This window comes from Stenotrophomonas sp. 278 (assembly GCF_003935715.1).
GTDB classification, from domain to species: domain Bacteria; phylum Pseudomonadota; class Gammaproteobacteria; order Xanthomonadales; family Xanthomonadaceae; genus Stenotrophomonas; species Stenotrophomonas maltophilia_AH.
In genome coordinates this window covers 16,780-39,497 of sequence record NZ_RHPP01000022.1, presented here as the reverse complement: position 1 = coordinate 39,497, position 22,718 = coordinate 16,780, and the positions used below count along the sequence as shown (strand labels likewise).

The following is a 22,718-nucleotide window of genomic DNA, read 5'->3' as shown; positions in this document are numbered from 1 at the left end:
GTGGGCGCTGCGCGCGCGCGATGACGCCGCCACCCGTTTCGCGCTGATCCAGGCCCTGCAGGCCGACCGGGTCGTGTTCACCAGCCCCGCCGCAGCGCATGCGGCGGCCCGTCTGGCCTCGTTGTCGGAGAACCACCCAGGGCAATGGCTGGCGGTGGGGGCTGGCACCGCCGCTGCCCTGCGGCACCACGGGGCCATGGCAGTGCGATCACCCGAACGGATGGACAGCGAAGGTCTGCTGGGCTTGCCGGAACTGGCGGACCTGCACGGCCTGTCGGTAGCGCTGGTGACCGCCCCGGGTGGACGTGGGTTGATCGCACCAACACTGGATGCGCGCGGTGCGGCCCTGCAGCGGGTGGACGTGTATACGCGCAGCCCACTGCGCCCCGCTCCGCGCGCTGTGCAACGACTGCGCCGGCAGACCGCTCCATGGGTGCTGGCCCTCAGCAGTGCCGAGGCACTCGGCTGGGCCGTCAGCCAGCTACCGGACGACGTATTGACGCGTCTGCGCGGCAGCCTGCTGGTGGCCGCCAGCGCGCGTCTGGCGGAATTGGCCGGGGCCGAAGGCTTTACCCGTATCCAGGTCGCGCAGGGCCCACAGCCGCTACAGTTGGCCCAGGCAGCGCGGGCGTTCGTCACCGCCCGCGCACCTGACTGAACAGGGAAGACCGGTGGCCTTGCGGGGCGCGCAGGGGACGGGCGATGCTGTGTGCCTGATCGCTCGCCAGCTCGTGAAGACACCGGCGCGAACGACAAGGATGCGTACATGAATGAGCTTGAATCACCCCCGCCGCACCGCCCTGTCCTGCGCTGGATCCTGCCACTGGTCGTGGTGGCGGTCGGGGCCGGCGCGGCCGGCTGGTGGGGCTGGAGCCAATGGCAGGCACAGCAGACCCGAACTGCCCAGCGTGAGGCCGAAGCTGCTTTGCTGGTACAGGGCCTGAGCGACAGCCTGGAGGCACTGCGCCGCGACCAGCGCTCCACCTCGCAGCGCGTGCAGGACGCCGCCGCCACCAACCGGGTGCTGCGCGATGAAATGCTGGGCCTGAGCCAACGCAGCGCGCTGCTGGAAGAGAACCTGGCCAAGCTGGCCGACAGCACCCGCCACAGCGCGCAGGCGCTGCAGCTGGAAGAGACCGAACTGCTGCTCAGCCAGGCCGGGCAGCGGTTGGCGTATGCCGACGATGTGGACGGAGCCAAACGCCTGTACGCGCTGGCGGCCACCGCACTGGACGACGTGCAGGGCAACGACTACCTCAACCTGCGCCAGGCACTGATGCAGGAACGCAATGCGCTGGACACCCTGGGGTCCGGCACGCGCACCGCCGTGCAGCAGCGGCTGGGTACCTTCGCCCAGGCGCTGACCGCGCTGCCCGAAAAGGTTGAAGCGCCCGCCGCTGCAACCGCTACACCGTGGTGGCACACCCTGCTGGCCCCGTTCGTCACCATCACTCCCACCGCCGCGCAGGGTCCGCTGAGCAGTGCTGAACGCGTCGCTGCCTGGGATTCTCTGCAGCTGGAGCTGACCCTGGCACGGGCGGCGGTCGAACGCGGCGATCAGGCCGCGTTTGAACAGGCGCTGGACCGTGTCGGCCTGTGGCTGCCGCGCCTGTGGCCGGATTCACCCGCTCTGCGCGAGCGACGTGCTGAACTGAGGCAACTGCGCACCAGCGTGCTGCGCCCCGCCCTGCCCGAACTGGGCAGCACCCTGCAGCAACTGCGCACTTTGCGCGACGGGAGTTAAAAAATGAAGCCGATTCAATCCGTGGTGGTCCTGCTGCTGGCCGTGGTGCTGGGCGTGGTGGCCGCGCAATGGCTGGGCACCGAGTCCCTGCGCCAGTATGGCGAGGTGATCTACCGCCACGGCGGCACGGACTACCGCTCCAGCGTGCCGCAGGTGGCCCTGATGGTGCTGGTGGCCTTGCTGGTGTTGTGGCTGCTGTGGAGCCTGGCCTCCTCTCCGTTCCGCGCCTGGGGCCGCTACCGCCGCAAGCAGGGGCGGGTGAAGCTGATTGAAGGCCTGCAGGCCCACGAATACGGCCACTGGCAGCGCGCGGAGAAGTCGCTTGTCAGCGCCGCCGAGGACACGGAAGTGAGCGCGGTGGCGCTCACGACGGCGATCCGCAGCGCCGAGGCGCGCAATGACGCCGCCAGCGTCGACCAGTACCTCCAGCGGCTTGCCACGGCAGACGCCACGGGATACGCCTTGATGCAGGCCGAGCGCCTGTTGCAGCTTGAACGCCCGGTAGATGCGATCAACGCGCTGGATGCACCCGGTGTACAGCCCTTGCCGCCGCGCGGGCTCTGGCTGCGCACCGAGGCGCTGGCCCGTGCTGGCCGCGCGCACGAGGCCTATGGCCAGCTTGGCGCGTTGCGCAAGCAGAAGATCCTGCCCGACGAAGACATGGCCGAGCTGGAAACCCGCCTGGCCGCGCAGTCACTGCTGGAGGCGGCCGACGTCAATGCACTGGCCGCGCAGTGGGAAGCGACCCCGAAGGCGCTGCGCAGCGACCCGGACGTGGTCAGTGCCTACGCACTGCGCGCGGTGGCGCTGGACTGGGAAGAGCCTGCCCTGCTGAATCTGGAGCAGGCGCTGGACACGCGCTGGGACGAATCACTGGTGACCCTGTATGGGCAGATGCCGGTGGAAAAACTGGCTACCCGCCAGGCCAATCTGCAGCGCTGGCTGGCCCAGCAGCCCGGCAGCCCGGCGCTGCTGCTGGCGCTGGGCCGGATTGCCGCCCGCCAGGGCGAGCATGTGCAGGCTGAGGATTACCTGCATCGCGCCATTGCGGCGGGTGCTGGCCCGGAGGCGTGGGAAGCATTGGGTGAGGTATTCGTGGCGCGCGGTGAACTGGCGTTGGCGGCTCAGTGCTTTGGCAATGCGCTGCGCCAGCAGCGTGGTGAGGACAGCGTGGCGCTGGCGCGGGCTGAGGCCGCGGTTGCGCCGGTGGCAGCCGTGGTGCCGGAGCGGGCTACTGTGGAAGAGCAGTCATTGATGAGCGAGCCGGCACCGGTGTTGGATCACCCGGTGGATCATGACGCGTTCGGGAATCGGCGCGAGCCCTGAAGGATCACGGTGACGCGCATGGCGCGTCACTACGCGGTACCGGATTTTCCCTTGCCGTAGTGACGCGCCATGCGCGTCAACTACGCATCGATCAACGTTCGACGATCGCCACCACGCCCATGCCGCCGGCGGTGCAGATCGACACCAGCGCACGACCGCCGCCGCGTTCGGCCAGCTGCTTGGCGGCCGTTGCAATCACGCGCGCGCCGGTGGCAGCGAAAGGATGGCCGGTAGCCAGCGACGAACCCAGCGGGTTGATCTTTTCCGGATCGATACGGCCCAGCGGCGCATCCAGACCCAGGCGGTTGCGGCAGTAGTCTTCGCTTTCCCATGCACGCAGGGTGCACAGCACCTGTGCGGCGAATGCCTCATGGATTTCGTAGATGTCGAAATCCTGCAGCGTCAGACCGTTGCGCTTGAGCATTTCCGGCACCGCAATGGTCGGGGCCATCAGCAGGCCTTCGCCGTGCACGAAATCCACCGCTGACACCTGCGAATCACGCAGGTAGGCCAGCGGCTCGTGGCCATGCGCGCGCGCCCATTCCTCACTGGCCAGCAGCACTGCGGCCGCGCCATCGGTAAGCGGGGTGGAGTTGGCGGCGGTGAGCGTGCCACGGCCGGACACCTTGTCGAACGCCGGCTTCAGCGTGGCCAGCTTTTCCAGCGAGGTGTCCGCGCGCAGGATGTTGTCGCGCTCCACGCCACGGAACGGCGCGATCAGGTCATTGAAGAAGCCACGCTCATAGGCGGCGGCAAGCTTCTTGTGCGAGGACACCGCCCATTCGTCCTGCGAATCGCGGGCGATGTTCCATTCCTTGGCCATGTCTTCGCAGTGGTCGCCCATGCTCTTGCCGGTGCGCGGCTCGGCCACACCCGGGAACTCCGGCTTGAGTTCGCTGAACTTGAAGCCCGAGGTGAGCGCCTTGATCTTGTCGCCGGTGCTCTTGGCACGGTTGGCCGCCAGCAGGCGCGCACGCAGCTTCTTGCCGTACACGATCGGCACGTCGGAGGTGGTGTCCGAACCGCCGCCGATGCCCGATTCAATCTGGCCCAGCGCGATCTTGTTGGCGACGGTGATGATGGTGTCCAGCGAGGTGCCGCAGGCACGCTGCAGGGTGATGCCCGGAGTAAGCGGGGAAAGACCCGAAGACAGCGTGGCCTCGCGGCCGAGGTTCCAGTCGCTGGAGTGCTTGATCACCGCACCCATGGCCACTTCGCCGAGCTGCTGCCCGTGCAGGCCGAAGCGTTCGACCAGTGCGCCCAGCGTGCGCACCGACATGCCGAGGTTGCCGACATCCGAATACGCGGTGTTCTGCCGGCAGAACGGAATGCGGACACCACCAAGGATGGCGACGGGACGAGCGTTGGGCATGGGCATACCTGACATGGAAGGGGTGTCTGCAACATGGCCTGCACGAAGGAGCAGGCATAATGGAGCCAAGTGTAGCTGCCGCCCTGTGATGGGCCAACCGTGAAACCATGAGCAAACCCGACCCCGGCATGAATGCCTTAGGCGTACTGGCACTGGAACTGGCCGGCGGCGACGCCCCGCGCCACGCGGCGCTGTCGTCCGCCCAGGCTGGCGAGCTGGCCGAACGCATTGGCCGCGACCTGGCCAAGCTGGTCCCCGCCGCAAGCGGAATGGACCTGGTGTTCTTCGGAGCCCACTTCGACCCGGCCGAGGTACTGCGCCCGGGCTGGCCCATTCACCGCCGCCTGGAAGAGCTGCAGATGCGCGCCCCCGGCCGCAACGAGGGTCCGCGCCTGCTCGCCTTTGGTACCAATGAGGACGGCGAAGTCCCACTGCCGTTGCAGGCCGACGCCACCCTGACCGGCGGTGGCCTGCGCGTGGTGCCGTTCGTGCTGACCGGCAGCGAAGTCGCCACGACCCAGGCCGTGGCCGAGGCACTGGAAGACGTGCTGCTGGCGCAGGGCATGGCCGGCGCGGATACCGCCCTGCTGGCGCAGAACGCGTTTGGCGCGCAGATCGAGCACGCCCGGTACTTCACCGTGAATGATCTGGCCGCGATGATGTCTATGCAGTACGACAACCAGGGCCTGGCCGCACTGTGGCCACTGATCGAGACTGCGGTACTGGCCCCTGAAGCCGAGGAGTGGCTGGATGCCGCGCCGGAACCGCTGCTTCGATACGCTGACGGCGAAGTACGTATGGCGCTGTTCGACCCGGCCGGCTGGTGCAATTTCTACAACCACGGCACCGGCGACTGCGAGCGCCTGCAGGGCATCTACGACCAGTACCTGATGCGCCAGCGGCAGATGGCCGCGGTGCTCGAAGCCCACGGCCTGCCGGTGTTGTTCGTGCACTGCGAACCGGGGCAGGAGCCGCGCGAGCTGCTGGCGCGGTGAGATTGCGGCGGACGCGCATGGCATGGCCCTACGGGGGATTGAATGAACAACGCCGGCTTTCGCCGGCGTTGTACTGTGCGTAGTGACGCGCCATGCGCGTCAAAGCGCGGTCTTACTGCGGAGCCTTGATCACCGCACACGCCAGACGCGCACCGGCATTGCCGGTCGGCTGGGTCTTGTAGTCATCCGGGTCGGCGTGGACGATCAGGCCGCGACCGATGATGTCGAAGTCATTGCCTTCGCCGATGTTGACGTTGGTCGAGACATTGGTGTCCACCGTGGCCTTGCCGTCCGCATCTGCCTTGATGTTCGGCATGTCACCGCCGTGGTGCGGCGTGCTGGCCACACTGCCGTGATCTTCCTTGCCCGGGTTGAAGTGACCACCGGCGCTGTCGCCGTTCGGCGCGCTGCAGTCGCCCTTCTCATGGATGTGGAAGCCATGCTCGCTGTTCGGCTTCAGGCCGGTGACTTCGCCTTTGGCGTGCACTTTGCCGTCGACCACGCTGAAGGTGATGCTGCCCTTGACGTCGTTGCCCTGGGTGGGAGCCAGTTCGGCCATGGCGGTGTGGTTGGCGTGCGCATCGCTGCTCATCATGGCCGGCGGCGCATCGTTGGCTGCGGCAGCGGCATCAGCCGCCGGTGCGGTATCCGCCGCCGGGGTGGCTTCCGGCGTGGTTTCAGCTGGCTTGTTGCAGGCGGTCAGGCCAATCGTGGCGATGGCGGCGAACAGCGCGGTATGGATCAGACGCATGTGGATCTCCTTGCAGATACAGCAGAGTGAAGCGGCAACAGGGGACGCGCCTTCAGCGCGTGACCCGGATGATGCCGCAGGAAATGCGGGCACCGGCATTGCCGGCGGGTTGGCTACGGTAATCGTCGGCATTGGCGTGCACGATCAATGCACGCCCGGCGATGTCATTGGGTGCGCCACCGCCCAGCGTGACCGCCGGCAGGCGCACATCCACATTGACCCTGCCCTGCGCGTCGGCGCGCAGGTTGTCCATGTCGCCCAGGTGATGCGCGCCACCCGTGGTACGGCCATGCGGCTGCTGGGTGGGATTGAAGTGCGCGCCGGCGCTGGTGGCGTCCACTGCGCTGCAGTCGCCACGCTCGTGCACGTGGAACGCCGCCGTCTGCATCGGTTGCAGGCCACCGATCACGCCGGTGATGTGCACGCCGCCACGCGGGTCGGGCACCAATGCCAGCCGTCCGCTCACAATGCTCGCCGACGCCGGCGACAGATTGGCCTCGGCCATCTTTGCCGTGCTCACGCTTGGCATTGGCGGTGCCGGTGGCGGCGGTGGCGGCGTCGTGCTGCACGCGCTCAGGGCGAGCACGGCGGCCGTAATGACGATGGTTCGGGTACTGCGCATGGAAGACTCCTTGTTTTTCCAAGCTAACGGCGAGGCCGTTGATAGGTCATGAAATAGGTGCGCACATGCGCCACACAGGCCGTGGACGCCACCTTCATCCGCCGCGCCGGCGACCCGCGCCGAGCTTGCGGGTCAGCGTGTTGCGGCCCATCCCCAGGCGTGCAGCGGCTTCGGCGCGGCGGCCGTGGGTGATCTGCAGCGCAGCTTCCAGCAGGGCCTGATCGACCCTTTCGCGCACCTGGGCGTGCAGGCCTTCCGCGCCTTCCGCCAGCCGCTGTCGCGCCCACGCCGACAGGAGTGTTTCCCATTGGCCCGGGTCTCCCTGAGTGCGCGCACGCGCGCCAGGCCCGCGATGCAGGGCGCTGTCCACGTCAGCCACGCCGATGGTGTCCGAGGCGGCCAGCGCGGCCATGCGCCAGCACACGTTTTCCAGTTCACGCACGTTGCCCGGCCAGTCGTGCTCACGCAGCGCCTGCAGGGCAGAAGCCGTGAGCCGCTTCGGCGGTGTATCCAGCTTGCGGGCCGCCGCAGCCAGGAAGGTGTCGGCCAGCTGCGCGATGTCGTCACGCCGCTCGCGCAGCGGCGGCAGGCGCAGCCGCACCACGTCCAGCCGATGCAGCAGGTCCGCGCGGAAGCGACCTTGCGCCACCAGCGACTCCAGATCCTGGTGGGTGGCCGCGATCACACGAACGTCCACGCGGATCAGCTCGCGCCCGCCCACCCGGAAGAATTCGCCCTCGGCCAGCACACGCAACAGGCGGGTCTGCAGCGGCAGCGGCATGTCGCCGATTTCATCCAGGAACAGCGTGCCGCCGTCGGCCTGCTCGAAGCGGCCGACGTTGCGGCGTTGCGCGCCGGTGAACGCGCCGGCTTCGTGGCCGAACAACTCGCTTTCCAGCAGTTCGGATGGAATGGCGGCCGTGTTCAGGGCCACGAACGGTCCCTGTGCCCGCGGCGATTCGTGGTGCAGCGCATGCGCCACCAGCTCCTTGCCGGTGCCGGTTTCGCCGTTGATCAGCACGGAAAGCGGGGCCTGCGCCAGCCGACCGATCGCGCGGAACAACGCGCGCATGGCCGGCGTGTCGCCCACCAGCTGCGGGCGCTGGTCGGCCGTGGGCGCTGCAGCGACAGGGGTGGATTCGGAAAACGTGCTGTCACGCTCGGGCAGCACGCGCTGCGCCAGCGCCACCGCGTCATCCAGATCGAACGGCTTGGACAGGAATTCCTGCGCACCCCCGCGGAACGCACCGGCGGTACTGGCCACGTCGGTGTAGGCCGACATCACGATCACCGGCAACTGCGGGTGCGCGGCCTTCAGTTTGTCCAGCAGCACCAGGCCGTCGTCGCCCGGCATGCGCACGTCGGTGAAGAGCAGGTCGGGCGGCGTCTGCTGCTCCAGCATCGCCAGCGCCGCGGCCGCGCCATCGAAACCTTCCACCTGATAACCGGCGTCGCGCAGTGCGGTGCACAGCACGAAACGTACCGAGCGGTCATCGTCCACCACCCAGATCCGCGGGGCGGTGCTGTTGTCAGCCACCATGGGCAGGCTCCTCTACGGCAAGCGTGCCCTGCCCCATCGGCAGCAGCACGGTGAAAACGGTATGCCCCGGGCGGGAGCGGTACGTAAGCGTGCCACGGTGTTCGCGCGCCACCTGCTGGGCCAGCGCCAGGCCCAGCCCGGTGCCTTCGGCGCGGCCGCTTACCAGCGGCAGGAACAGGTGTTCGGCCAGGTCTTCGGGTACGCCGCGGCCGTCGTCGGCGATCTCCAGTCGCAGGGCCAGCGGGTGCAGCGTGTCGCTGATGCGGACCCCGTGCTCCACGCGGGTACGCAGGGTCACCGTGCCGGCACCGGCTTGGATCGCATTGCGAACCAGGTTCCACACCGCCTGGGTCAGGCGGTCGGCATCGCCGTCAAACTCCGGAATGCTGGGGTCGTAATCGCGCTGCAGGCGGACCGCCCAGCCACCCTCGGTTTCGGCCAGGCGCAGCACGCGCTCGAGCGAGGCGTGGATGTTCAGCGGCGCATGCGGCGCGGCCGGGGCCGGCGACAGCAGCTGTTCCAGCAGCCCGTTGAGGCGCTCGATCTCCGACCCGATAAGCGCGATCAGCTCGCGTTCGTCGGCATCGCGGCGCGCGCTCCGGCGCGCCAGCAGCTGGGCGGCCCCTTTCAGTCCCGCCAGCGGATTGCGCAGTTCGTGTGCCAGACCCTTGAGCGCCGCACTGAGCGCGCTGGGCAGTGCCTGGGTCGGGTCCAGGCCCGGAAATTCGTCGACCGGGTGGGCTTCAAGCAGCCAACCGCTTTCATCGCGCCGGCTCAGCCAGCCTTCGGCGAAGCGTGGTGCGTCACCCGGCAGGGCCAAGGCCAGCCGGTGCAGGCGCAGGGTGTCCTGCTCGCCGCGAGCGAGGAAATGGGCCAGCGCCTCGCCCTGCACTTCCAGCGAGGCCAAGGGCTGGCCGATCAGGCGACGGACGCTGACCCCCATCCAGCGCGCGAAGGCCGGATTGCAGCCTGCGACCCGACCCTCGGTGTCGGCCCAGGCGACAGGTGTGCCCAGCGTGTCGAGGTCGGGAGGGGGGAGCGCGGACGTCATTGCACCAATGTAGTGCAAAACGCGGAGTGGTTGGACACCGCGTAGAGACGCGCCATGCGCGTCTGGAGCGGGTTCGGGGGTTCCCAGACGCGCATGGCGCGTCTCTACGCGTTCATGCCTCCCGCTAGTCCCGGTCATACCACGCTTCGCCGTGCACGTCCGACTTGGCCGCGGCGTCCCAGGCAGACCACCCAGCCAGTCAACGCGAGGGCATAGCCGAGATACATCGGGTTACGGGAATAGCGGTAGAGGCCCGACGTGATCAAGGTCGAAGACTGCTCAGGCCGCAGCGGATTGACCGTCGTACCCGCTCGGCGGAACGACACCTTGGGTAGTGCATTGAGTGAAAGACCCAGCACAATAAGTGGCAGACCAGCGACGACCTGCCCAGCAGATGCGCCTGATCCAGGAAGGAACCATAGGAGGGTGGCGAGCGCCACGAGCAACAGCGGAGGCGGAACCTTGGCTTCCATTGCTGAAAACATGCGATCTGGTCTCCCTGACCCAAAAGGTGGTGCCGGGCCAGCCTACATGAGGTCCGACAAAGATTAACGTGCCAAGCCATGCGCAGGGCGTGGCTCTACGGGTTTCTCCTGCTGGTGCGATACCATCGCCGCACAACCCATTGGAAAAGGTCGTGGCGCATGGAAGTCCGCAGCAACCAGGTCATGGGTTACCGTCCTCAGCGCCTGATCGCGGCCGTACTGCTGACACTGGTTGCCGGCAACGCTCTCGCCCATCCAGCCCCGCAAACACCGCCGCCACCGCCGCCGCCGAGCTACACCCCGGGCAGCCCGGATGAGCCCGAGTCCTACACGGTGGTGCTGATTGTCGACATCGCCGCGGACGGCAGCATTACGGCGGTGGAGCTGGAGAGTTCCAGCGGGCTTGCGGACCTGGACAAGGCAGCCATGGAAGCCGCTCGTGGTTGGAACTTCGCGCACGCGATCAGGGACGGCAAGCCCACCCGGGCCCGGGTACCGGTCAAGTTCCCGGTGGCCGATGTGGCGGCCAGGCTCAAGGGCCTGTAGGGACGCGCCATGCGCGTCCGCGCGGCGATAGGGAAGGCCTTGGCCACGCAGGGCGTGGCTCTACGTCATATCAAGTGCGGGCGTTCGGAACCGAACAGCAGTCTCTTCGCACCATCGCGCCAGTGCTGCGGGCACGACTCGCCGCGCAGCACCGCTGCAACGGTGTACGCGTATCCGCGAGTGCTGGCGCGAACGTCGCCGAGTGCGGCCTCGGCCTGTTCCACGGATGCATTCGCGCGAACTGCGTCAACGAACGCCACCACATGCGCCACCTGTTCCGGATCCGTCGCCAGCACCTTCTCGCGCCAGAGCGCTTCGTTGCCACCGTGGCGCAGCGAAAGCGCCCACATGCTCCACGTCGATTCCAGATCGACGTTCTGCTCGACGGGCCAGCTCAGTGCCTCCTCGATGGTTTCTGCGCCTGCGCCATCGGACGCCGCTACCAGGCGCAGAATGCGCGGATACAGGACCGTATTGCCCTGCGCCAGGGTCAATGCACGCGCATAGTCGCCTTCGTCCAGCCGCAGGTACGATTCATAGGGCGTCCCGACGACCTGCTGACTTTCAAACGCCAGCATGGTGCCCAGATACGTCGATTCGGACGCCAGCGAAGCAATGTCCTGCGGACTGGCACTCAGCATGCGCTTGACCCGCGCCAGTTCCATCAGTGCGATGTCCGCGGTCTGCGGCGCACGTGCTGCCACGCTCAGCGCCGGATCAGCACCGCGCCAGTCTCCGCGCTCGGACAGCGTGTACCCCGCCGCCATCGCGAACCAGGGTTCCTGCGGCCAGCGTCGATTCCCGGCAAGGAACGCTTCGCTCTGTGCCCGGCCCTCGCCCATGCAGCGCACGGTCAGGTAGGCAAATGCTGATGAAGTGGGATTGCGCTCGGCCATCTGCTGCTGACGTGCACAGACGGCATCATGTGCTGCGCCCTCGCTCAGGTCCTGCTCCATTCGCAGCGTCGCAACATCCTCAGGATGCCGCGTCAGTCGATCGGCAATGACCTCTTTCGCAGCGTCCGGGTAGGTCGCCGCCATGGCCATCCACAGGGCAAGATTGCGCGACTCCGGCGCATCCCAGCGCGCATGCGCCAGGACCATGGCTTTGCGCTGCTCTTCGTTGTCTACCCGGGTGGCCTGCTGCTGAGGTGCTGCTTCGCCCATTGCCGACAGCACGGAGCGCTTCCCGCCTTGCGAATGCTTGCCGGTTTGAATGGACTCCGGCGGCGTCTGCAACACGTAGTCGGCATTGGTGGCCATCCAGCGCGCCGATCCGAGATTACGCTCCGCCTCCTCTTTTACGTTCCCATAGACCGCATCCCACTCCACCAGCGGCGCAGCACCGGCCACGTTGTAGGTGAAGTGGGAACGACCAGAGATGTACTCACTGTCGAACGACTCGATCAGTTTTCCGTCGGCCGTGTGAGCTTCCACTTTGTGGGTGCCCCCCGGCACCACGTCCATGGTGGTGGTTCCGAGTGGATCCAGCCGGACGCTGCTGCCGTCGATGGTCACCCGTACCGGAATGGCCAGTCCGTTGTACAGCGACACCTTCGCGGTGCCCGTGCTCATGCCCAGCACCAGTACGCCGATAACGATGGCTGCGGCAATCGAGCCGCGCGCCACGCTGGCGACCCAGCCATCGGCGGTCTGGAACCGATCCCACAGGCCCAGCTTGGTCTGCAGCTTGCGCTCCTGACCCGGCAGCAGCACCGGATTATCGCTGGGTACATGCGAAGGGGCCGGCGCGGCTGGTGCGACTTCACTCGACCCCAGACGCTCCACCACGACGTCCTCGTTGGCCAGCAGCGCTTCCAATGTGGTCGAACGCAGGTGCGACAGCACCCCACAGGTGTGGTCGACCCACGCCCCTACGTGCTTCACCCAGCTGTTGATGTTCTGTTCGGACGCTTGGCCAAGACCAAATTCTCCCAGCGCTTCGCCAAGCGGCTTTCCACCCTGCTTGATCACTGTTTCATCGACAACGCAGACGCGGGCGTAGTCGTAGATGGCGGCCAGCGTTCGCTGTACCTGGTTGGCGGCCGCGATCAATCGGCGCAGTTCCCTCGAGGAAACGCGGTTGTCCGCCGTGACCACGTGCATGGTGTTGACGTAGACCCCGTACACATCGCGCAGGTCGGCCTCGACGTGCTCACAGAAGTGCAGCACTGCCAGCTGCCCTTCCAGCAAAGCCTCCCAGCCCGCACCATTGCGGCGTGCCGCCAGCCGATGCAGGCTGCGGCATTCCTGGTCGTGCTTGAACACGGCCTGCTGCAGCGGCGCGATCTCCTCGTCCATGGTGGCGATCGCTGGCCCCAGCCGCTTGGTGCTCAGTACCTGGTTGCGCCAATGCACACGGTTTCCGGAGGCGCGCAGATAGCCCTTGCGCGCGGCCTCCAGCGTTGCCCGCTCTTCTTCCAGACGCTGCAGCTGTTGCAGCGCCTGGCCATGGGCCGGTGCATACAGCGCGGCGATGCGTTCGCGCAATTGGGCGTCGGTCAGCGACTCCAGCGTGCCTACGAACAGTTCGGCCGGGCTGGCCACGTTGCGCAGGAAGGAGCGGCGCAGATAGGTACCCTGATAACGCTGGTGCATTGCCAGCACCTTGAACTCCGCATCCAGCCGCTCCAGCGTCTCGGCCTCGTCCGCAAACGCTGCCGGCACCTCGCGCAGCATGCTCTGACTGATTTTCTGCTTCAGTGCATCCGCATCGCGGAACAGCAGCATGGCCGGACGCTCGTCAATGACGGCAGCCACGTAGCGTCGCTTCAGATTGCTCTCACGATCGGCATTAGCCGGGTGCGTCGACCACATCTGCGGCACGCGCACCATGTCACTGCGGAACAGACGATGCGCTTCGCGCTCGTGCTCGGGCAGCTGCGGCGGTTCGGCGTACATCGGGTCGGGCGACACCCGGCGCAGGTTGGCCAGCATGCGCGTCTGCACCGCGAACAGGTCGGCCACCGGGTGGCCGTCCTCGTACTGCCGTGCCGCAAACGCGATGGTTCGGTCCCAGGCCACGTCGGCTGCGCCCAGGCGATGCAGCGCGTGCACCAGCGCGTCGCTGCCGGCCAGCGAGGCCGCAACCAGGTCGGCCTGGTATTCCATTTCCCGCGACAGCGCGCGCTCGGACAGGCTGACAATGCTGAAGGCCGTGTCCACCAGCGAGCGGATCGCCCAGATGATGAGCGAGAGCGTCCAGCCGATCCAGGCAACGCGGACGTCGGTACGCGAGAGACCTGCCAGGAAGCCGTCGAGCGCATCGCGTCGGGCCACCAGCTGGGTGGCGATCTGGTGCGCCACATACACCCAGCGCCCCACCGCCATCGTGCGCTGCGCGAAGTGACCGAACTCGTGGCCCAGCACCGCCTTGAACTCGGTCAGGTTCAGCGCGTTGACCAGCGCCAGGCCGATATCCAGGTTCTTGCGCGAAGGGAACAGCAGATTGACCAGCGACAGGTCGTAGAACACGCCGGCATTGACCCGCGGCGACAGATAGACCCGCTTCGGTCTCGGCGCGCCGGCCTCGTCAGCCAGACGGTGCAGGAAGGCGAACAGCTCGGGCTGGTCGGCAGGCTTGAGCTCCATGTCCTTGGAGGCCTGGCCACGCTTGAGGAAGACCAGTCCCTTGGCCATGAACACCGCCAGGAACAAGGCGCACACGCCGACAATGATGTTGATGAAAGTACTGCCGCCTTCGCCGGACATCAGATTGCGCAGCATGCGGAACGCGGTCCAGCCGAACCAGCCCATCAGGGCGAAGTACGCGCCGGCAAACGCAAGCAGGCCGCCCACGGCCAGCCAGGCGTGGCGGCGGTAAGCGGAGCTGGGCGCAGTCAACTGAGCAGGCACGGCCGAAGGCCCCGCCGGATAGAGCGAATCCAACATGAAAAATCCCCCTGTTGTCGTGCTCCTTGCCGTCCCCCCGGACGTGACGCGGAGCGGACCGGGCGTCATGCCCGGTGTAGGGGGATTGTGCACGGTGTCGGGGGCGCGTGCCATCTCAGGGCCGGCCAAAATATAGGGCCTAACAAATGGGACGAGGGGCGGGCCTTTTCGTCCATGTAGGGACGCGCCATGCGCGTCTATGGGATGCCGGGCAAGGCCCTAGCCACGCAGGGCGTGGCTCTACGGGCTGTCCGCTTAGTGCCGCCCTTAGGCCGTGAACTCCTCAAATGGCAGTTCAATGGGCGAGAGAATGAAAGAAACACCGTCATTTTCTTGCTTGACGTGCCAAACAACCACGCCAGTTGAGTGGATGCGCTGATCACGTCGGAACACGAATGGAGGAAGCCAAAGGAGTTGGACGTCGCCGTCGCCCTCCCAACCCATCTTCCGGAACTGCGCCTTGGCTATGGCTACATACCGCGCGGGATCACCATCGATGAACCGGGATGGATCTTGCAGGAAATGCAGGTTGTCGATCCACTCAAACCCGTAGCTGTTGAAGGACTTCAGAGCCTCTGGCGGGTATTGAATGACTTCGCTTTCGGGGATTGAGTACGCCAACGTAGTCTCCAAGCTGTATTGAGCTGTTTGGTATCTACGCACACCGTGGGTCGCTAACCTGCCGGGGATCAACGCTCGGCGCAGTCCTTTACTTTCATCTGGCCCAAAGTGCGCATGATTTCCAGAGTGGCGAGCGCCCTGGAATGCCCCTGTGCCGCCGCCTTGCAGTACCAGGCCACGGCCGCATCCTCGTCCTTGGGCAGGCCCTCGCCGGTGTCGTACATGTAGCCCAGTTGGCTTTGAGCACGCGCGTCGCCAAGTTCCGCCGCCTTGCGGTACCACTCGGCGGCCTGGGCCTCGTTCTTCTTTACGCCGATGCCGGCACGATGAATGTCACCCAGGTTGGTCAACGCCAGGGAGTCGCCACGTTCGGCCAAGGCCGTCAGCGTCTCAAGCGGTCCGAAAGCGCCGGGGGTGTTGACCTCGCTGCACCACACCTGGTTATCACCACCGTAGTCGCACAACTTCTGCCGCGACTGTATTACGCCCAGTTCCCAGGAGGACTGAAGCGCGGCCTTGGTGTACCAGCGGATGGCCTCGGCGTCGTCTTTGGCGAGGCTGGCAGCGCCACGCTGATGGAACCTGGCCAGGTTGTACATCCCTGCTGGCGTACCCTGATCGGCCGCCTTGCGGACCCATATCAGGGCTTGGGCGTCGTCCTGCGGCACGGCCCGCCCGTTGAGGTACATGATGGCCAGGTCCGACTGTGCCAGCGCTTCGCCCTGCTCCGCTGCCTTGCGAACCCAGACCAGCGCCTGGGCGTCGTCCTTCGGCACGCCTATTCCGCGTAGGTACAATCCGCCCAGCGCGGACTGGGCAGGTGCGTAACCCTGTTCGGCCGACTTCAGATACCAGGCGGCAGCCTGTTTCTCGTCCCGAGTGACGCCTGCACCATGGAAATAGCGGTCTCCCAGCGCATTCTGCGCTTCCGGAATGCCGGCGTCGGCAGCGTTACGTACCAGCTTGACTGCGAAATCTTCGTCGTTCGTCGCGGCCTGCGCGCTGCAGGCAAACATCGCCAGACCAAGCTGCAGCGCGATGCCGGCAAGGGCTGCTTTCGATTCTTCCTTGAACATCTTCATTCCTTTCCAACTCCAGATACATGCGACACGGTGGTACGGAAGCGGATACTAGCATTCCTTTTTTTACCTCCTGTGCTGGCTGTCGAATAGGTCGCGCGAAAGGATGTCACTGGAAGGTCCAGCAGGTATCCGAAACTGGATGCCGCTGCGAAGGTAGCGGCCGCCAGCTGGCGGTTCACTCCCGCGCTGGATGGGGTAAGCCATTGGCCCGTGTAGCGAAGCGCCATGCGCGTCTATCCCGTGTAGGAGAGGCGCAGCCACGCAGGGCGTGGCCCACGGGGTGCATGGATAGACGCCTCATGCGTCATCTGCACGCAGATCGACAGCCAGGTATCGCTTCGATACCTTCCTGCCCCCAACCTCAAGGTAATAGTTGTAGCAAGCGTGTTTGTGATGCCAGATGACACCGTGGACCGTGCCCGTTCGCGGAGTTCGGTTCATCTCTCCTACGACCACTTTGACCCGCTGGCCTAACTCGAACTCGGGCTTCCCTTGCATACTTTTTTCCCACTCGTTACCCGGTCAAACGGAAATATAGCGAGTCAAGCAGCAGATCGCGCAGGACGCGCTACGAGTGGTTCGCCTCTTTAAACAATCCTGGTAGGCGGGCCAGGGTGTCCGACACGGCTCAGGCTGCACGACGGTTACCGCACGCGCTGAATAAGTCCTGGTTCACGGCATTGCTCAGCACGATCTGCAAACCCTGATCTGCGATTTCGTACTCCCCATTGACCCCCGTAGGTTCAAGCGCCTGTTCTCCGGTCAGACGCCGGATGGCGGTCTGAACGCGCGATGTAGGGGGTGCTACCTCTGCCTCCATGTAAGCGCGCATGACCTCACGTGCCTCTTCGCTGTACACCGTCTTCTGTCCGCTGGTGGCGAGCCAGACCATCACGGCGGACTCCACATCCTGCAGCGCGGCGAACCATTGGGCATATTCGTCATCAAACTTCGCGCGATACCACTCGTGGACTGCAGCATCGAGATCTGCGTTCCCCCGCACCAGCATGATCCTGACGACTTCGTTGAGGAAGAGTGGGGTATGGCAGAGACGGGGAAAGAACAGCTTCAGCGCGTTGCGGTCTACTTTTATCCCCGCCACTTCGTCCAGGTAGTCCGCGCGGGAATCAACGAATGCATCGCCAAGATCAGGCAGGGTGAGGGATTCTGCAGACCGGAACAGAGGTGCCCGCGCGCGATGGAACAAGCGCATCAGCCCGTCGCGCGACGAACCGGTGAAGAACACGCTCAGCCGTCCCTCGACGTCCTGAAGCGCCGTGCGGAATGCCGCCACGAAGTTGTCTGAGCTTTTGCCCGCCAATGCCTGGAACTCGTCCAGCGCGATCAGGGAATGCGTACCCCGTTCTGCAATCAGATGCAGTGCATTGGCAAGGCGGTTCTCGAGGCTGGCTTCCGGATGCGGCGACGGCCCGGTTGCCGGTGACCAGTTCCCCTGGATATCCACGCCCGGCACTTTGAAGGTCGCCCGAAGCGAGGAAAGGTTCATCGGGCGCATCAGCGAACTGCGCGGCGCGGCAGCGTACGCCACAGCCTCCAGCCCTTCCACCAGGCCAAGCTCGGGGTTGTCACGATTGCGCCAGAGGTCGACGCGCGCGGCGAACCACCCGGCTTCGTGCAGTGCTGGTAGCAGGTCGTAGCGGACAAATGAGGTCTTGCCGTGCCGACGGGGGGCGAACAGGGTGACGTTCGCGCCGGAGAGCAGCAGCCGAGTCACGCTCTCAAGCAGGTCGGGGCGGGCGAAGTACGGCAGGGTGGTCTGGAGGGACACAGCAGACTCTTAGCGGGCATTTCGGCGATTCGCTAAGCCTAGCCAGAACTCGCTAAGTTCATCCAACCCGTTGTCGTATAAGGCCTTTTCTCACGGGAGCCGTGAAAGTGGAGAACCTCCACCATCACTTGCTGGCGTGGCGCTCGCCTTCATCGCCATTCGCCGACTTCCCAGCGCGGCTGGCCGCGAACTCCGGGAACGTCTTATCCAGCGAATCCACATCCGGCAGCACGTAGAACACACCACCCTTGGCAAATGTCGGATGGATCACCGCCTCATAGAACGTAGGCGAGACATTGATGCAGCCGTGGGAAATGCGGTTGTCATCCGGCGTGGGCGTGGCCAGGCGCTCGGCGCGCCGTTCGGTCTTGCTGCCGGGCGGGATCGGGTGCATCGAAATGGCGGAGTCGTAGTCCACCCACAGCACGCTTTCAGCGTCGGCGGCGGGCCCGTAGCCGCCGACGAAGCGGCCGGCGGGCGTGGTGCGGTCCTTACCCGGAATGGCGCTCAGCGCGACATGGGTGACAGCTGGTGCCGTGTGATCACCTACCGCCGAACCAAACAGCCCCGGGGCTGCACCGCGCAGCTTGCCGTTGCCGTCGAATACCAGAATCTGTGCCGCTCCCTTGTCCATGATCGCGAAGGGATAGCCCTGGGTGTCCTTGGTGGCCACCACCCAGCCGGCGAGCTCGATCACCGTGTCGGACACGGGCTGGTCCTGCGGAAGCTCGTCATTGGGCGAGGAGGCCGGTTGTGCCACTGCGACGTCCTGCGCGTTGGCCGCGCCGATACTGGCAACGGCCAGTGCCATGATCAGTGCGCCACGAAGGGCTCGGCGTGCGGGATGTGCGTGCATGGGGCTGAACTACTCTCGGAAACTAAAGACGGTGATCAAAAGGGACCAGTGGCCAGCAACGGCCACTGGTCCCTATTCAGAAATCCCTCAACGAATGTGGAGGAGGGATCAACCGCGCGGCACGCGGCGGGGTGCGCTCTCAAGCTGCTGTACGCGGCCTTCGATGGCATCCAGACGCTGGTTGGCCTGCTGCGCGGACTGGTTGGCCTGCTCCGCACTCTGCGCTGCGCCCTGGACCTTGGTATCCAGGTTGTCGAGACGCGAGTTGATGGTGGCGAATTCATCCTTGTAGGTGGCGCAGGCGCTGAGGCCGGCAGTGACAACGAGGGCAACGCCCAGCTTGCTCGCGGTCTTGAGGTGCTGCTTGGTCAGGAACATGGGGTGGTTCTCCTTCTCATCTGGGGGTGACTGGAATATAGCGGTGTTTTCCGCAGGCGCTCTCCCCAGCATTCAGTTGAAATCCGGCGACGTGGAAGGAGTGTGAAATTGTGAAATGATGGGTGAATAGGTATGAAATCCTGGGCCTGCGGCCTCAAAAGTGGCGCGTCATGCGCTTCACGTCTGCTGCTACTCATACAGCGTCTGGCAATTGGAGCAGAAGAAGGTGCGCCGGTTCGTCGTGCCCATGTAGCGCTTCGTAACCGGGCCACCGCAACCGGGGCACACGCGTTTGGTATGCACCTTCCAGTGCTTCTTCAGCTCGAATGCGCGCTTCCAGCGCAGGAAATCAAAGCTGTATTCCCTTGCCTGGCGGATCAGCGCCGTGAGCTTTCGCGGCGGCAGGTGTCCGACGCGGCTGCCCGGGTGGATGCCGGTTCGGAACAGCACTTCGTTCTTGATGATGTTACCCACGCCGGAGAACACGGTCTGGTCGAGCAGCGCGTCGCACACCAGCACCTCGGGCATGGCCTTCAACTTGCGTCGCGCCAGGCGTGGATCCCAGGCGTCACTCATCACGTCGGCACGCCAGTCGTAGACCTCATCCAACGGCTGGTCGATCAGCTTGACCGAGCAGGCGTAGAAGTTGAGTTCCCCTTTGTCGAACTGCAGCGCTACACGCGGTGATGCGTCCTTTCGCGCGTCAATTCGATAGCTGCCAAACATCATCAGGTGAATGCGCAGGGTGACGTGGCTGAACTCGAGCAGGAAGTGCTTGCCCCAGCTCCGCACGGCCTTTATCCGACGGCCAACCAGAGGTGTCAGGTCGACCGAGGTGTTGCCGCCGGCGTGCCGGACCGTTTTGCCCTTGAATCGAGCCGCGTCCTCGCGCAGCAGGACAATGGAAGGACCTTCAGGCATTTCAGCGCTCCTCAAGCAGCGCCTGCAGACGGAGTGCATTGGGCACAGCGTGTCCGTGGGCGGTGTTGTCCAGAATGATCCAGGCCGGACCCAGCGCCGTGGCCTGGCTGGCTTGCATGGCAAGGCCATGGAGGTCGCGGTCTTCATAGCTGCTGTAGTACGTGCGCGGGCGGCCGTGCCAGCGCCAGTAGCTCCAGTGGCGGGCACCTCCGGGAAGAGCCGCCCGAGGGTTGAGGGCGGGATCGGCCGCCACGCGGGCAACCTCGTGCCGCGCCAGCATGGCATCGGCCGTGCCGGTGAACCAGCTTGGGTGGCGCGGCTCACAGGCGAGTGGAACTGCCGTACGGCGACGCAGTGCCCGGAAGAACGCCGAAGCTGTGCGCCCGTCATAGGCCAGCCGCGGTGGCAGTTGCAACAGCAGCGCACCCAGTCGGTCGCCCAGTTGTTCAACACCGCCCAGGAACGGATCGAGCAGGGGGGCGGCACCGTGCAAGCCGTATTCATGGCTGATGGCCTGCGGCACCTTCACCGAGAAGCGGAATCCGTCCGGCACGCTCTGTGCCCAACGGGCATAGGTCACAGGCTTGTGGTTCCGATAGAAGGACGAGTTGATCTCCACCACCGGGAAGCGGGTGGCGTAACGTTGCAGCGCGCTCTCTCCTTTATCGAACCCGGCCGCATGCTGCGAAGGCAATGACCAGCCGGCGCAGCCGACACGTATGGAGTGAGCAGGGTCGTCAGGTCTTGCGCGCTTCATGTGGCTACGTTCGCGCGCATCCAGTGGGGCGCGGGTGATCAGCCCATCACAAAGCCTGTACCGTTCAGGTTTATGCTGCGAGGACGTGTTCGACAGGTACCTGCATGCGGTATTGCGATCTCCCCGTCTCCTCACCGGACTCCCAGGCCTATCAGCTGCTGCAGGACAGCGATTGGGTGCACGCGGGACTGGCCGACACCGCACCGGCGGAGATCCGGACCGCGCTGACGATGATCCTGGATTGCCCTGAGCCGCTGTGGATCTCGTGGGGACCGGACAACCTGTTCTTCTTCAACGATGCGTTCGCGCCGTGGATGGGCAACAAGCTGGCCGGTGCCATGGCAACGCCAGTGAGGATCGTCTGGCACGACGTCTGGGAAGAGCTCGGCGGGGCCATCGCCGATGCCATGGCTGGCACTCACCGCAGCTTTCGCAATCTCCGCGTTTTCATGGACCGCGATGGCACGCGCCGGGAAACCTTCTGGACCTTCTCGTATTCGCCTATCCGCACCGCCGATGGGTCCGTTTGCGGTGTCCTGTGCGTGGTCAGCGACCAGACCGAGTTCGTCTCCGAGCGCAATGAGTATTCTCGCCGGGTGGAGGCCATCAGCGAGGAAGCCCGCCAGGCGCATGGCGAGCTGGTCAGGGCGCGGGAGCAACTGCGCCAGTCCCAGAAACTGGAGGCGATCGGCCAGTTGACGGGGGGCGTCGCCCACGACTTCAACAATCTCCTCCAGGTGATCGCAGGCTCAGTGGACATGCTCAACCTTGGCACCTGCGACGAGCGTCAACGCCGCCACATCGATGCCATCGGGGCGGCGGCCGACCGCGCCACCAGTCTGGTCTCCCACCTGCTCTCCTTCTCGCGCAGGCAGAGCCTGTCACCGGAGGTGTTCGACCTGGCAAAGGGCGTGGATGGACTGGCCGCCATCATCCGCACCCTGCTGGGTGGACGGATCACGCTGCAGCTTGAGCTTCCCGACGAACCGCTGCATGTGCTGCTGGACAAAACGCAGCTGGACACCGCACTGATCAACCTGGTGGTCAACGCACGCGACGCGATTGCGCAGCACGGAACGGTCCGCATCCGCGTGAACAAGGTCGATTCGATGCCGTCGGTGCGGTTTGCACCGCCCTTGAAAGGCAGCTTTGCGGCGATATCAGTCACCGATGACGGGTGTGGCATCGAAGAAGCCGTGATGCAACAGGTCTTCGATCCCTTCTTCACCACCAAGGGGGTGGGCGAAGGCACCGGCTTGGGCCTGAGCCAGGTGTTCGGCTTCGTCAAGCAGTCCGAAGGCGAGGTGGATGTGAGCAGCACGGTGGGTGAAGGCAGTACCTTTGTGCTGTATCTGCCGTTGACCCATCAGGCACCTGCCACGGCCGGCAGTTCGGATCTGCGATCGCTGCAGGGTGTGCGCGGATTGAATGTGATGGTAGTGGAAGACAACGTGGACGTTGCGGACTTCGCCGTGTCGGCTCTGCGGGAACTGGGCTGCGGTGTCTTCCTGGCGAGCAATGGAGATGACGCGCTCAAGGAGCTCGAACAGAACCACGCGCACTACCATGTCGTATTTTCCGACGTTGTGATGCCAGGCATGAGCGGCTTGGCACTGATCAGAACGGTGCGCGCTTCGTACCCGGACCTGCATGTTGTGTTGACCAGCGGCTACAGCGAGCTGTTGGCACGCGAGTCCGACCACGGATTCACCCTGCTGAGAAAGCCTTACACGCTGGAACGTCTGGCGGCGGCAATCCGGCCGCCGGCCAGTGCGGCCAGTGTGGTGTTTGGGGCTGCGGAGGATGGCGGGGTGTGGCGGACGCTGTCCTGACTGTGCTGGAAATGGGGTAACAGTTCGACGAGATCGGTCCGTGCGCGTCAACCTCGTGATGCTCCAGCGCCGTTCAGGCCGCTCACGTCAGAGGCCTGATCCGCTGGATTGCGACCGGTGCCTTGCAGCGTATGCGTTTGGCAGCCAAGGCATCGTGGCT

The 22,718-nt window shown here is 65.5% G+C and carries 20 protein-coding genes; 6 read left to right on the top strand and 14 right to left on the bottom strand.

What is annotated here, in order from left to right; translation table 11 throughout:
• From EGJ34_RS05900 to EGJ34_RS05890, 3 genes are all read left to right on the top strand, one after another.
• A partial coding sequence (locus tag EGJ34_RS05900; protein WP_125359574.1) for a uroporphyrinogen-III synthase occupies positions 1–658 on the top strand: 658 nt, incomplete at its 5' end.
• Positions 659–766: 108 nt separating this feature from the next.
• Complete coding sequence (locus EGJ34_RS05895) at positions 767–1,744, top strand: uroporphyrinogen-III C-methyltransferase (RefSeq protein WP_125359573.1); 978 nt, start codon at positions 767–769, stop codon at positions 1,742–1,744.
• A gap of 3 nt (positions 1,745–1,747) precedes the next feature.
• Entirely contained in the window at positions 1,748–3,070 is a 1,323-nt protein-coding gene (locus EGJ34_RS05890) for a heme biosynthesis HemY N-terminal domain-containing protein (protein WP_125359572.1), read from the top strand.
• Positions 3,071–3,161: 91 nt separating this feature from the next.
• On the opposite strand, the gene EGJ34_RS05885 is transcribed toward EGJ34_RS05890, so the two are convergent.
• Positions 3,162–4,457: an acetyl-CoA C-acetyltransferase gene (locus EGJ34_RS05885; protein ID WP_125359571.1), complete on the bottom strand. Its 1,296-nt coding sequence runs from the start codon at positions 4,455–4,457 to the stop codon at positions 3,162–3,164.
• A 92-nt stretch (positions 4,458–4,549) separates the two neighbouring features.
• On the opposite strand from EGJ34_RS05885, the gene EGJ34_RS05880 reads away from it, so the two are divergent.
• Positions 4,550–5,437 carry a hypothetical protein gene (locus tag EGJ34_RS05880; RefSeq protein WP_125359570.1) on the top strand — a complete coding sequence of 296 codons (888 nt, stop codon included), beginning with the start codon at positions 4,550–4,552 and terminating at the stop codon, positions 5,435–5,437.
• A gap of 112 nt (positions 5,438–5,549) precedes the next feature.
• Here the strand turns inward: EGJ34_RS05880 and EGJ34_RS05875 are convergent, their stop codons facing one another.
• The 5 genes from EGJ34_RS05875 to EGJ34_RS05855 form a co-directional block, all read right to left on the bottom strand.
• Complete coding sequence (locus EGJ34_RS05875; protein WP_125359569.1) at positions 5,550–6,188, bottom strand: superoxide dismutase family protein; 639 nt, start codon at positions 6,186–6,188, stop codon at positions 5,550–5,552.
• A 52-nt stretch (positions 6,189–6,240) separates the two neighbouring features.
• Entirely contained in the window at positions 6,241–6,810 is a 570-nt protein-coding gene (locus EGJ34_RS05870) for a superoxide dismutase family protein (protein WP_125359568.1), read from the bottom strand.
• Between the two features lie 94 nt (positions 6,811–6,904).
• Entirely contained in the window at positions 6,905–8,350 is a 1,446-nt protein-coding gene (gene ntrC / locus EGJ34_RS05865; protein ID WP_125359567.1) for a nitrogen regulation protein NR(I), read from the bottom strand.
• On the bottom strand, positions 8,340–9,401 hold the full coding sequence (locus EGJ34_RS05860) for an ATP-binding protein (RefSeq protein WP_125359566.1): 1,062 nt from the start codon (positions 9,399–9,401) through the stop codon (positions 8,340–8,342). Before EGJ34_RS05860 ends, ntrC begins: the two co-directional genes overlap by 11 nt.
• A gap of 134 nt (positions 9,402–9,535) precedes the next feature.
• Positions 9,536–9,874, bottom strand: a complete 339-nt coding sequence (locus tag EGJ34_RS05855) for a phosphatidylethanolamine N-methyltransferase family protein (RefSeq protein ID WP_260476916.1) — start codon at positions 9,872–9,874, stop codon at positions 9,536–9,538.
• A gap of 171 nt (positions 9,875–10,045) precedes the next feature.
• Between EGJ34_RS05855 and EGJ34_RS05850 the strand changes: the two genes are divergently transcribed.
• Complete coding sequence (locus tag EGJ34_RS05850; protein ID WP_185750076.1) at positions 10,046–10,432, top strand: energy transducer TonB; 387 nt, start codon at positions 10,046–10,048, stop codon at positions 10,430–10,432.
• A 65-nt stretch (positions 10,433–10,497) separates the two neighbouring features.
• On the opposite strand, the gene EGJ34_RS05845 is transcribed toward EGJ34_RS05850, so the two are convergent.
• The 8 genes from EGJ34_RS05845 to EGJ34_RS05810 form a co-directional block, all read right to left on the bottom strand.
• Positions 10,498–14,322: a M48 family metallopeptidase gene (locus EGJ34_RS05845; RefSeq protein WP_185750075.1), complete on the bottom strand. Its 3,825-nt coding sequence runs from the start codon at positions 14,320–14,322 to the stop codon at positions 10,498–10,500.
• Between the two features lie 267 nt (positions 14,323–14,589).
• Positions 14,590–14,943 (bottom strand): hypothetical protein, encoded by a 354-nt coding sequence (locus EGJ34_RS05840; protein ID WP_125359562.1) that lies wholly within the window; start codon positions 14,941–14,943, stop codon positions 14,590–14,592.
• A 68-nt stretch (positions 14,944–15,011) separates the two neighbouring features.
• Complete coding sequence (locus EGJ34_RS05835) at positions 15,012–16,025, bottom strand: tetratricopeptide repeat protein (RefSeq protein ID WP_125359561.1); 1,014 nt, start codon at positions 16,023–16,025, stop codon at positions 15,012–15,014.
• A 628-nt stretch (positions 16,026–16,653) separates the two neighbouring features.
• Positions 16,654–17,814, bottom strand: coding sequence for a hypothetical protein (locus EGJ34_RS05830; RefSeq protein WP_125359560.1), 1,161 nt, complete (start codon positions 17,812–17,814; stop codon positions 16,654–16,656).
• 124 nt (positions 17,815–17,938) lie between these two features.
• Entirely contained in the window at positions 17,939–18,625 is a 687-nt protein-coding gene (locus tag EGJ34_RS05825) for a hypothetical protein (RefSeq protein WP_125359559.1), read from the bottom strand.
• Positions 18,626–18,778: 153 nt separating this feature from the next.
• Complete coding sequence (locus tag EGJ34_RS05820) at positions 18,779–19,048, bottom strand: hypothetical protein (RefSeq protein ID WP_125359558.1); 270 nt, start codon at positions 19,046–19,048, stop codon at positions 18,779–18,781.
• A gap of 189 nt (positions 19,049–19,237) precedes the next feature.
• The gene (locus EGJ34_RS05815; RefSeq protein WP_125359557.1) at positions 19,238–19,969 is read right to left on the bottom strand and encodes a DNA-formamidopyrimidine glycosylase family protein; all 732 of its coding nucleotides are present in this window, start codon (positions 19,967–19,969) and stop codon (positions 19,238–19,240) included.
• Between the two features lies 1 nt (position 19,970).
• On the bottom strand, positions 19,971–20,726 hold the full coding sequence (locus EGJ34_RS05810) for a DUF72 domain-containing protein (protein ID WP_125359556.1): 756 nt from the start codon (positions 20,724–20,726) through the stop codon (positions 19,971–19,973).
• A gap of 104 nt (positions 20,727–20,830) precedes the next feature.
• Here EGJ34_RS05810 and EGJ34_RS05805 point away from each other — a divergent pair, with 104 nt between their 5' ends.
• Positions 20,831–22,558: a PAS domain-containing hybrid sensor histidine kinase/response regulator gene (locus tag EGJ34_RS05805; RefSeq protein WP_125359555.1), complete on the top strand. Its 1,728-nt coding sequence runs from the start codon at positions 20,831–20,833 to the stop codon at positions 22,556–22,558.
• The last annotated feature ends 160 nt before the right edge of the window (positions 22,559–22,718 follow it).

Coding starts and splice junctions, on each gene's coding strand:
- EGJ34_RS05895 (WP_125359573.1), top strand. CDS start 767: ATGAATGAGCTTGAATCACCCCCGCCGCACCGCCCTGTCCTGCGCTGG.
- EGJ34_RS05890 (WP_125359572.1), top strand. CDS start 1,748: ATGAAGCCGATTCAATCCGTGGTGGTCCTGCTGCTGGCCGTGGTGCTG.
- EGJ34_RS05885 (WP_125359571.1), bottom strand. CDS start 4,457: ATGTCAGGTATGCCCATGCCCAACGCTCGTCCCGTCGCCATCCTTGGT.
- EGJ34_RS05880 (WP_125359570.1), top strand. CDS start 4,550: ATGAGCAAACCCGACCCCGGCATGAATGCCTTAGGCGTACTGGCACTG.
- EGJ34_RS05875 (WP_125359569.1), bottom strand. CDS start 6,188: ATGCGTCTGATCCATACCGCGCTGTTCGCCGCCATCGCCACGATTGGC.
- EGJ34_RS05870 (WP_125359568.1), bottom strand. CDS start 6,810: ATGCGCAGTACCCGAACCATCGTCATTACGGCCGCCGTGCTCGCCCTG.
- ntrC (WP_125359567.1), bottom strand. CDS start 8,350: ATGGTGGCTGACAACAGCACCGCCCCGCGGATCTGGGTGGTGGACGAT.
- EGJ34_RS05860 (WP_125359566.1), bottom strand. CDS start 9,401: ATGACGTCCGCGCTCCCCCCTCCCGACCTCGACACGCTGGGCACACCT.
- EGJ34_RS05855 (WP_260476916.1), bottom strand. CDS start 9,874: ATGGAAGCCAAGGTTCCGCCTCCGCTGTTGCTCGTGGCGCTCGCCACC.
- EGJ34_RS05850 (WP_185750076.1), top strand. CDS start 10,046: ATGGAAGTCCGCAGCAACCAGGTCATGGGTTACCGTCCTCAGCGCCTG.
- EGJ34_RS05845 (WP_185750075.1), bottom strand. CDS start 14,322: ATGTTGGATTCGCTCTATCCGGCGGGGCCTTCGGCCGTGCCTGCTCAG.
- EGJ34_RS05835 (WP_125359561.1), bottom strand. CDS start 16,025: ATGAAGATGTTCAAGGAAGAATCGAAAGCAGCCCTTGCCGGCATCGCG.
- EGJ34_RS05825 (WP_125359559.1), bottom strand. CDS start 18,625: ATGGCACTGGCCGTTGCCAGTATCGGCGCGGCCAACGCGCAGGACGTC.
- EGJ34_RS05820 (WP_125359558.1), bottom strand. CDS start 19,048: ATGTTCCTGACCAAGCAGCACCTCAAGACCGCGAGCAAGCTGGGCGTT.
- EGJ34_RS05815 (WP_125359557.1), bottom strand. CDS start 19,969: ATGCCTGAAGGTCCTTCCATTGTCCTGCTGCGCGAGGACGCGGCTCGA.
- EGJ34_RS05810 (WP_125359556.1), bottom strand. CDS start 20,726: ATGAAGCGCGCAAGACCTGACGACCCTGCTCACTCCATACGTGTCGGC.
- EGJ34_RS05805 (WP_125359555.1), top strand. CDS start 20,831: ATGCGGTATTGCGATCTCCCCGTCTCCTCACCGGACTCCCAGGCCTAT.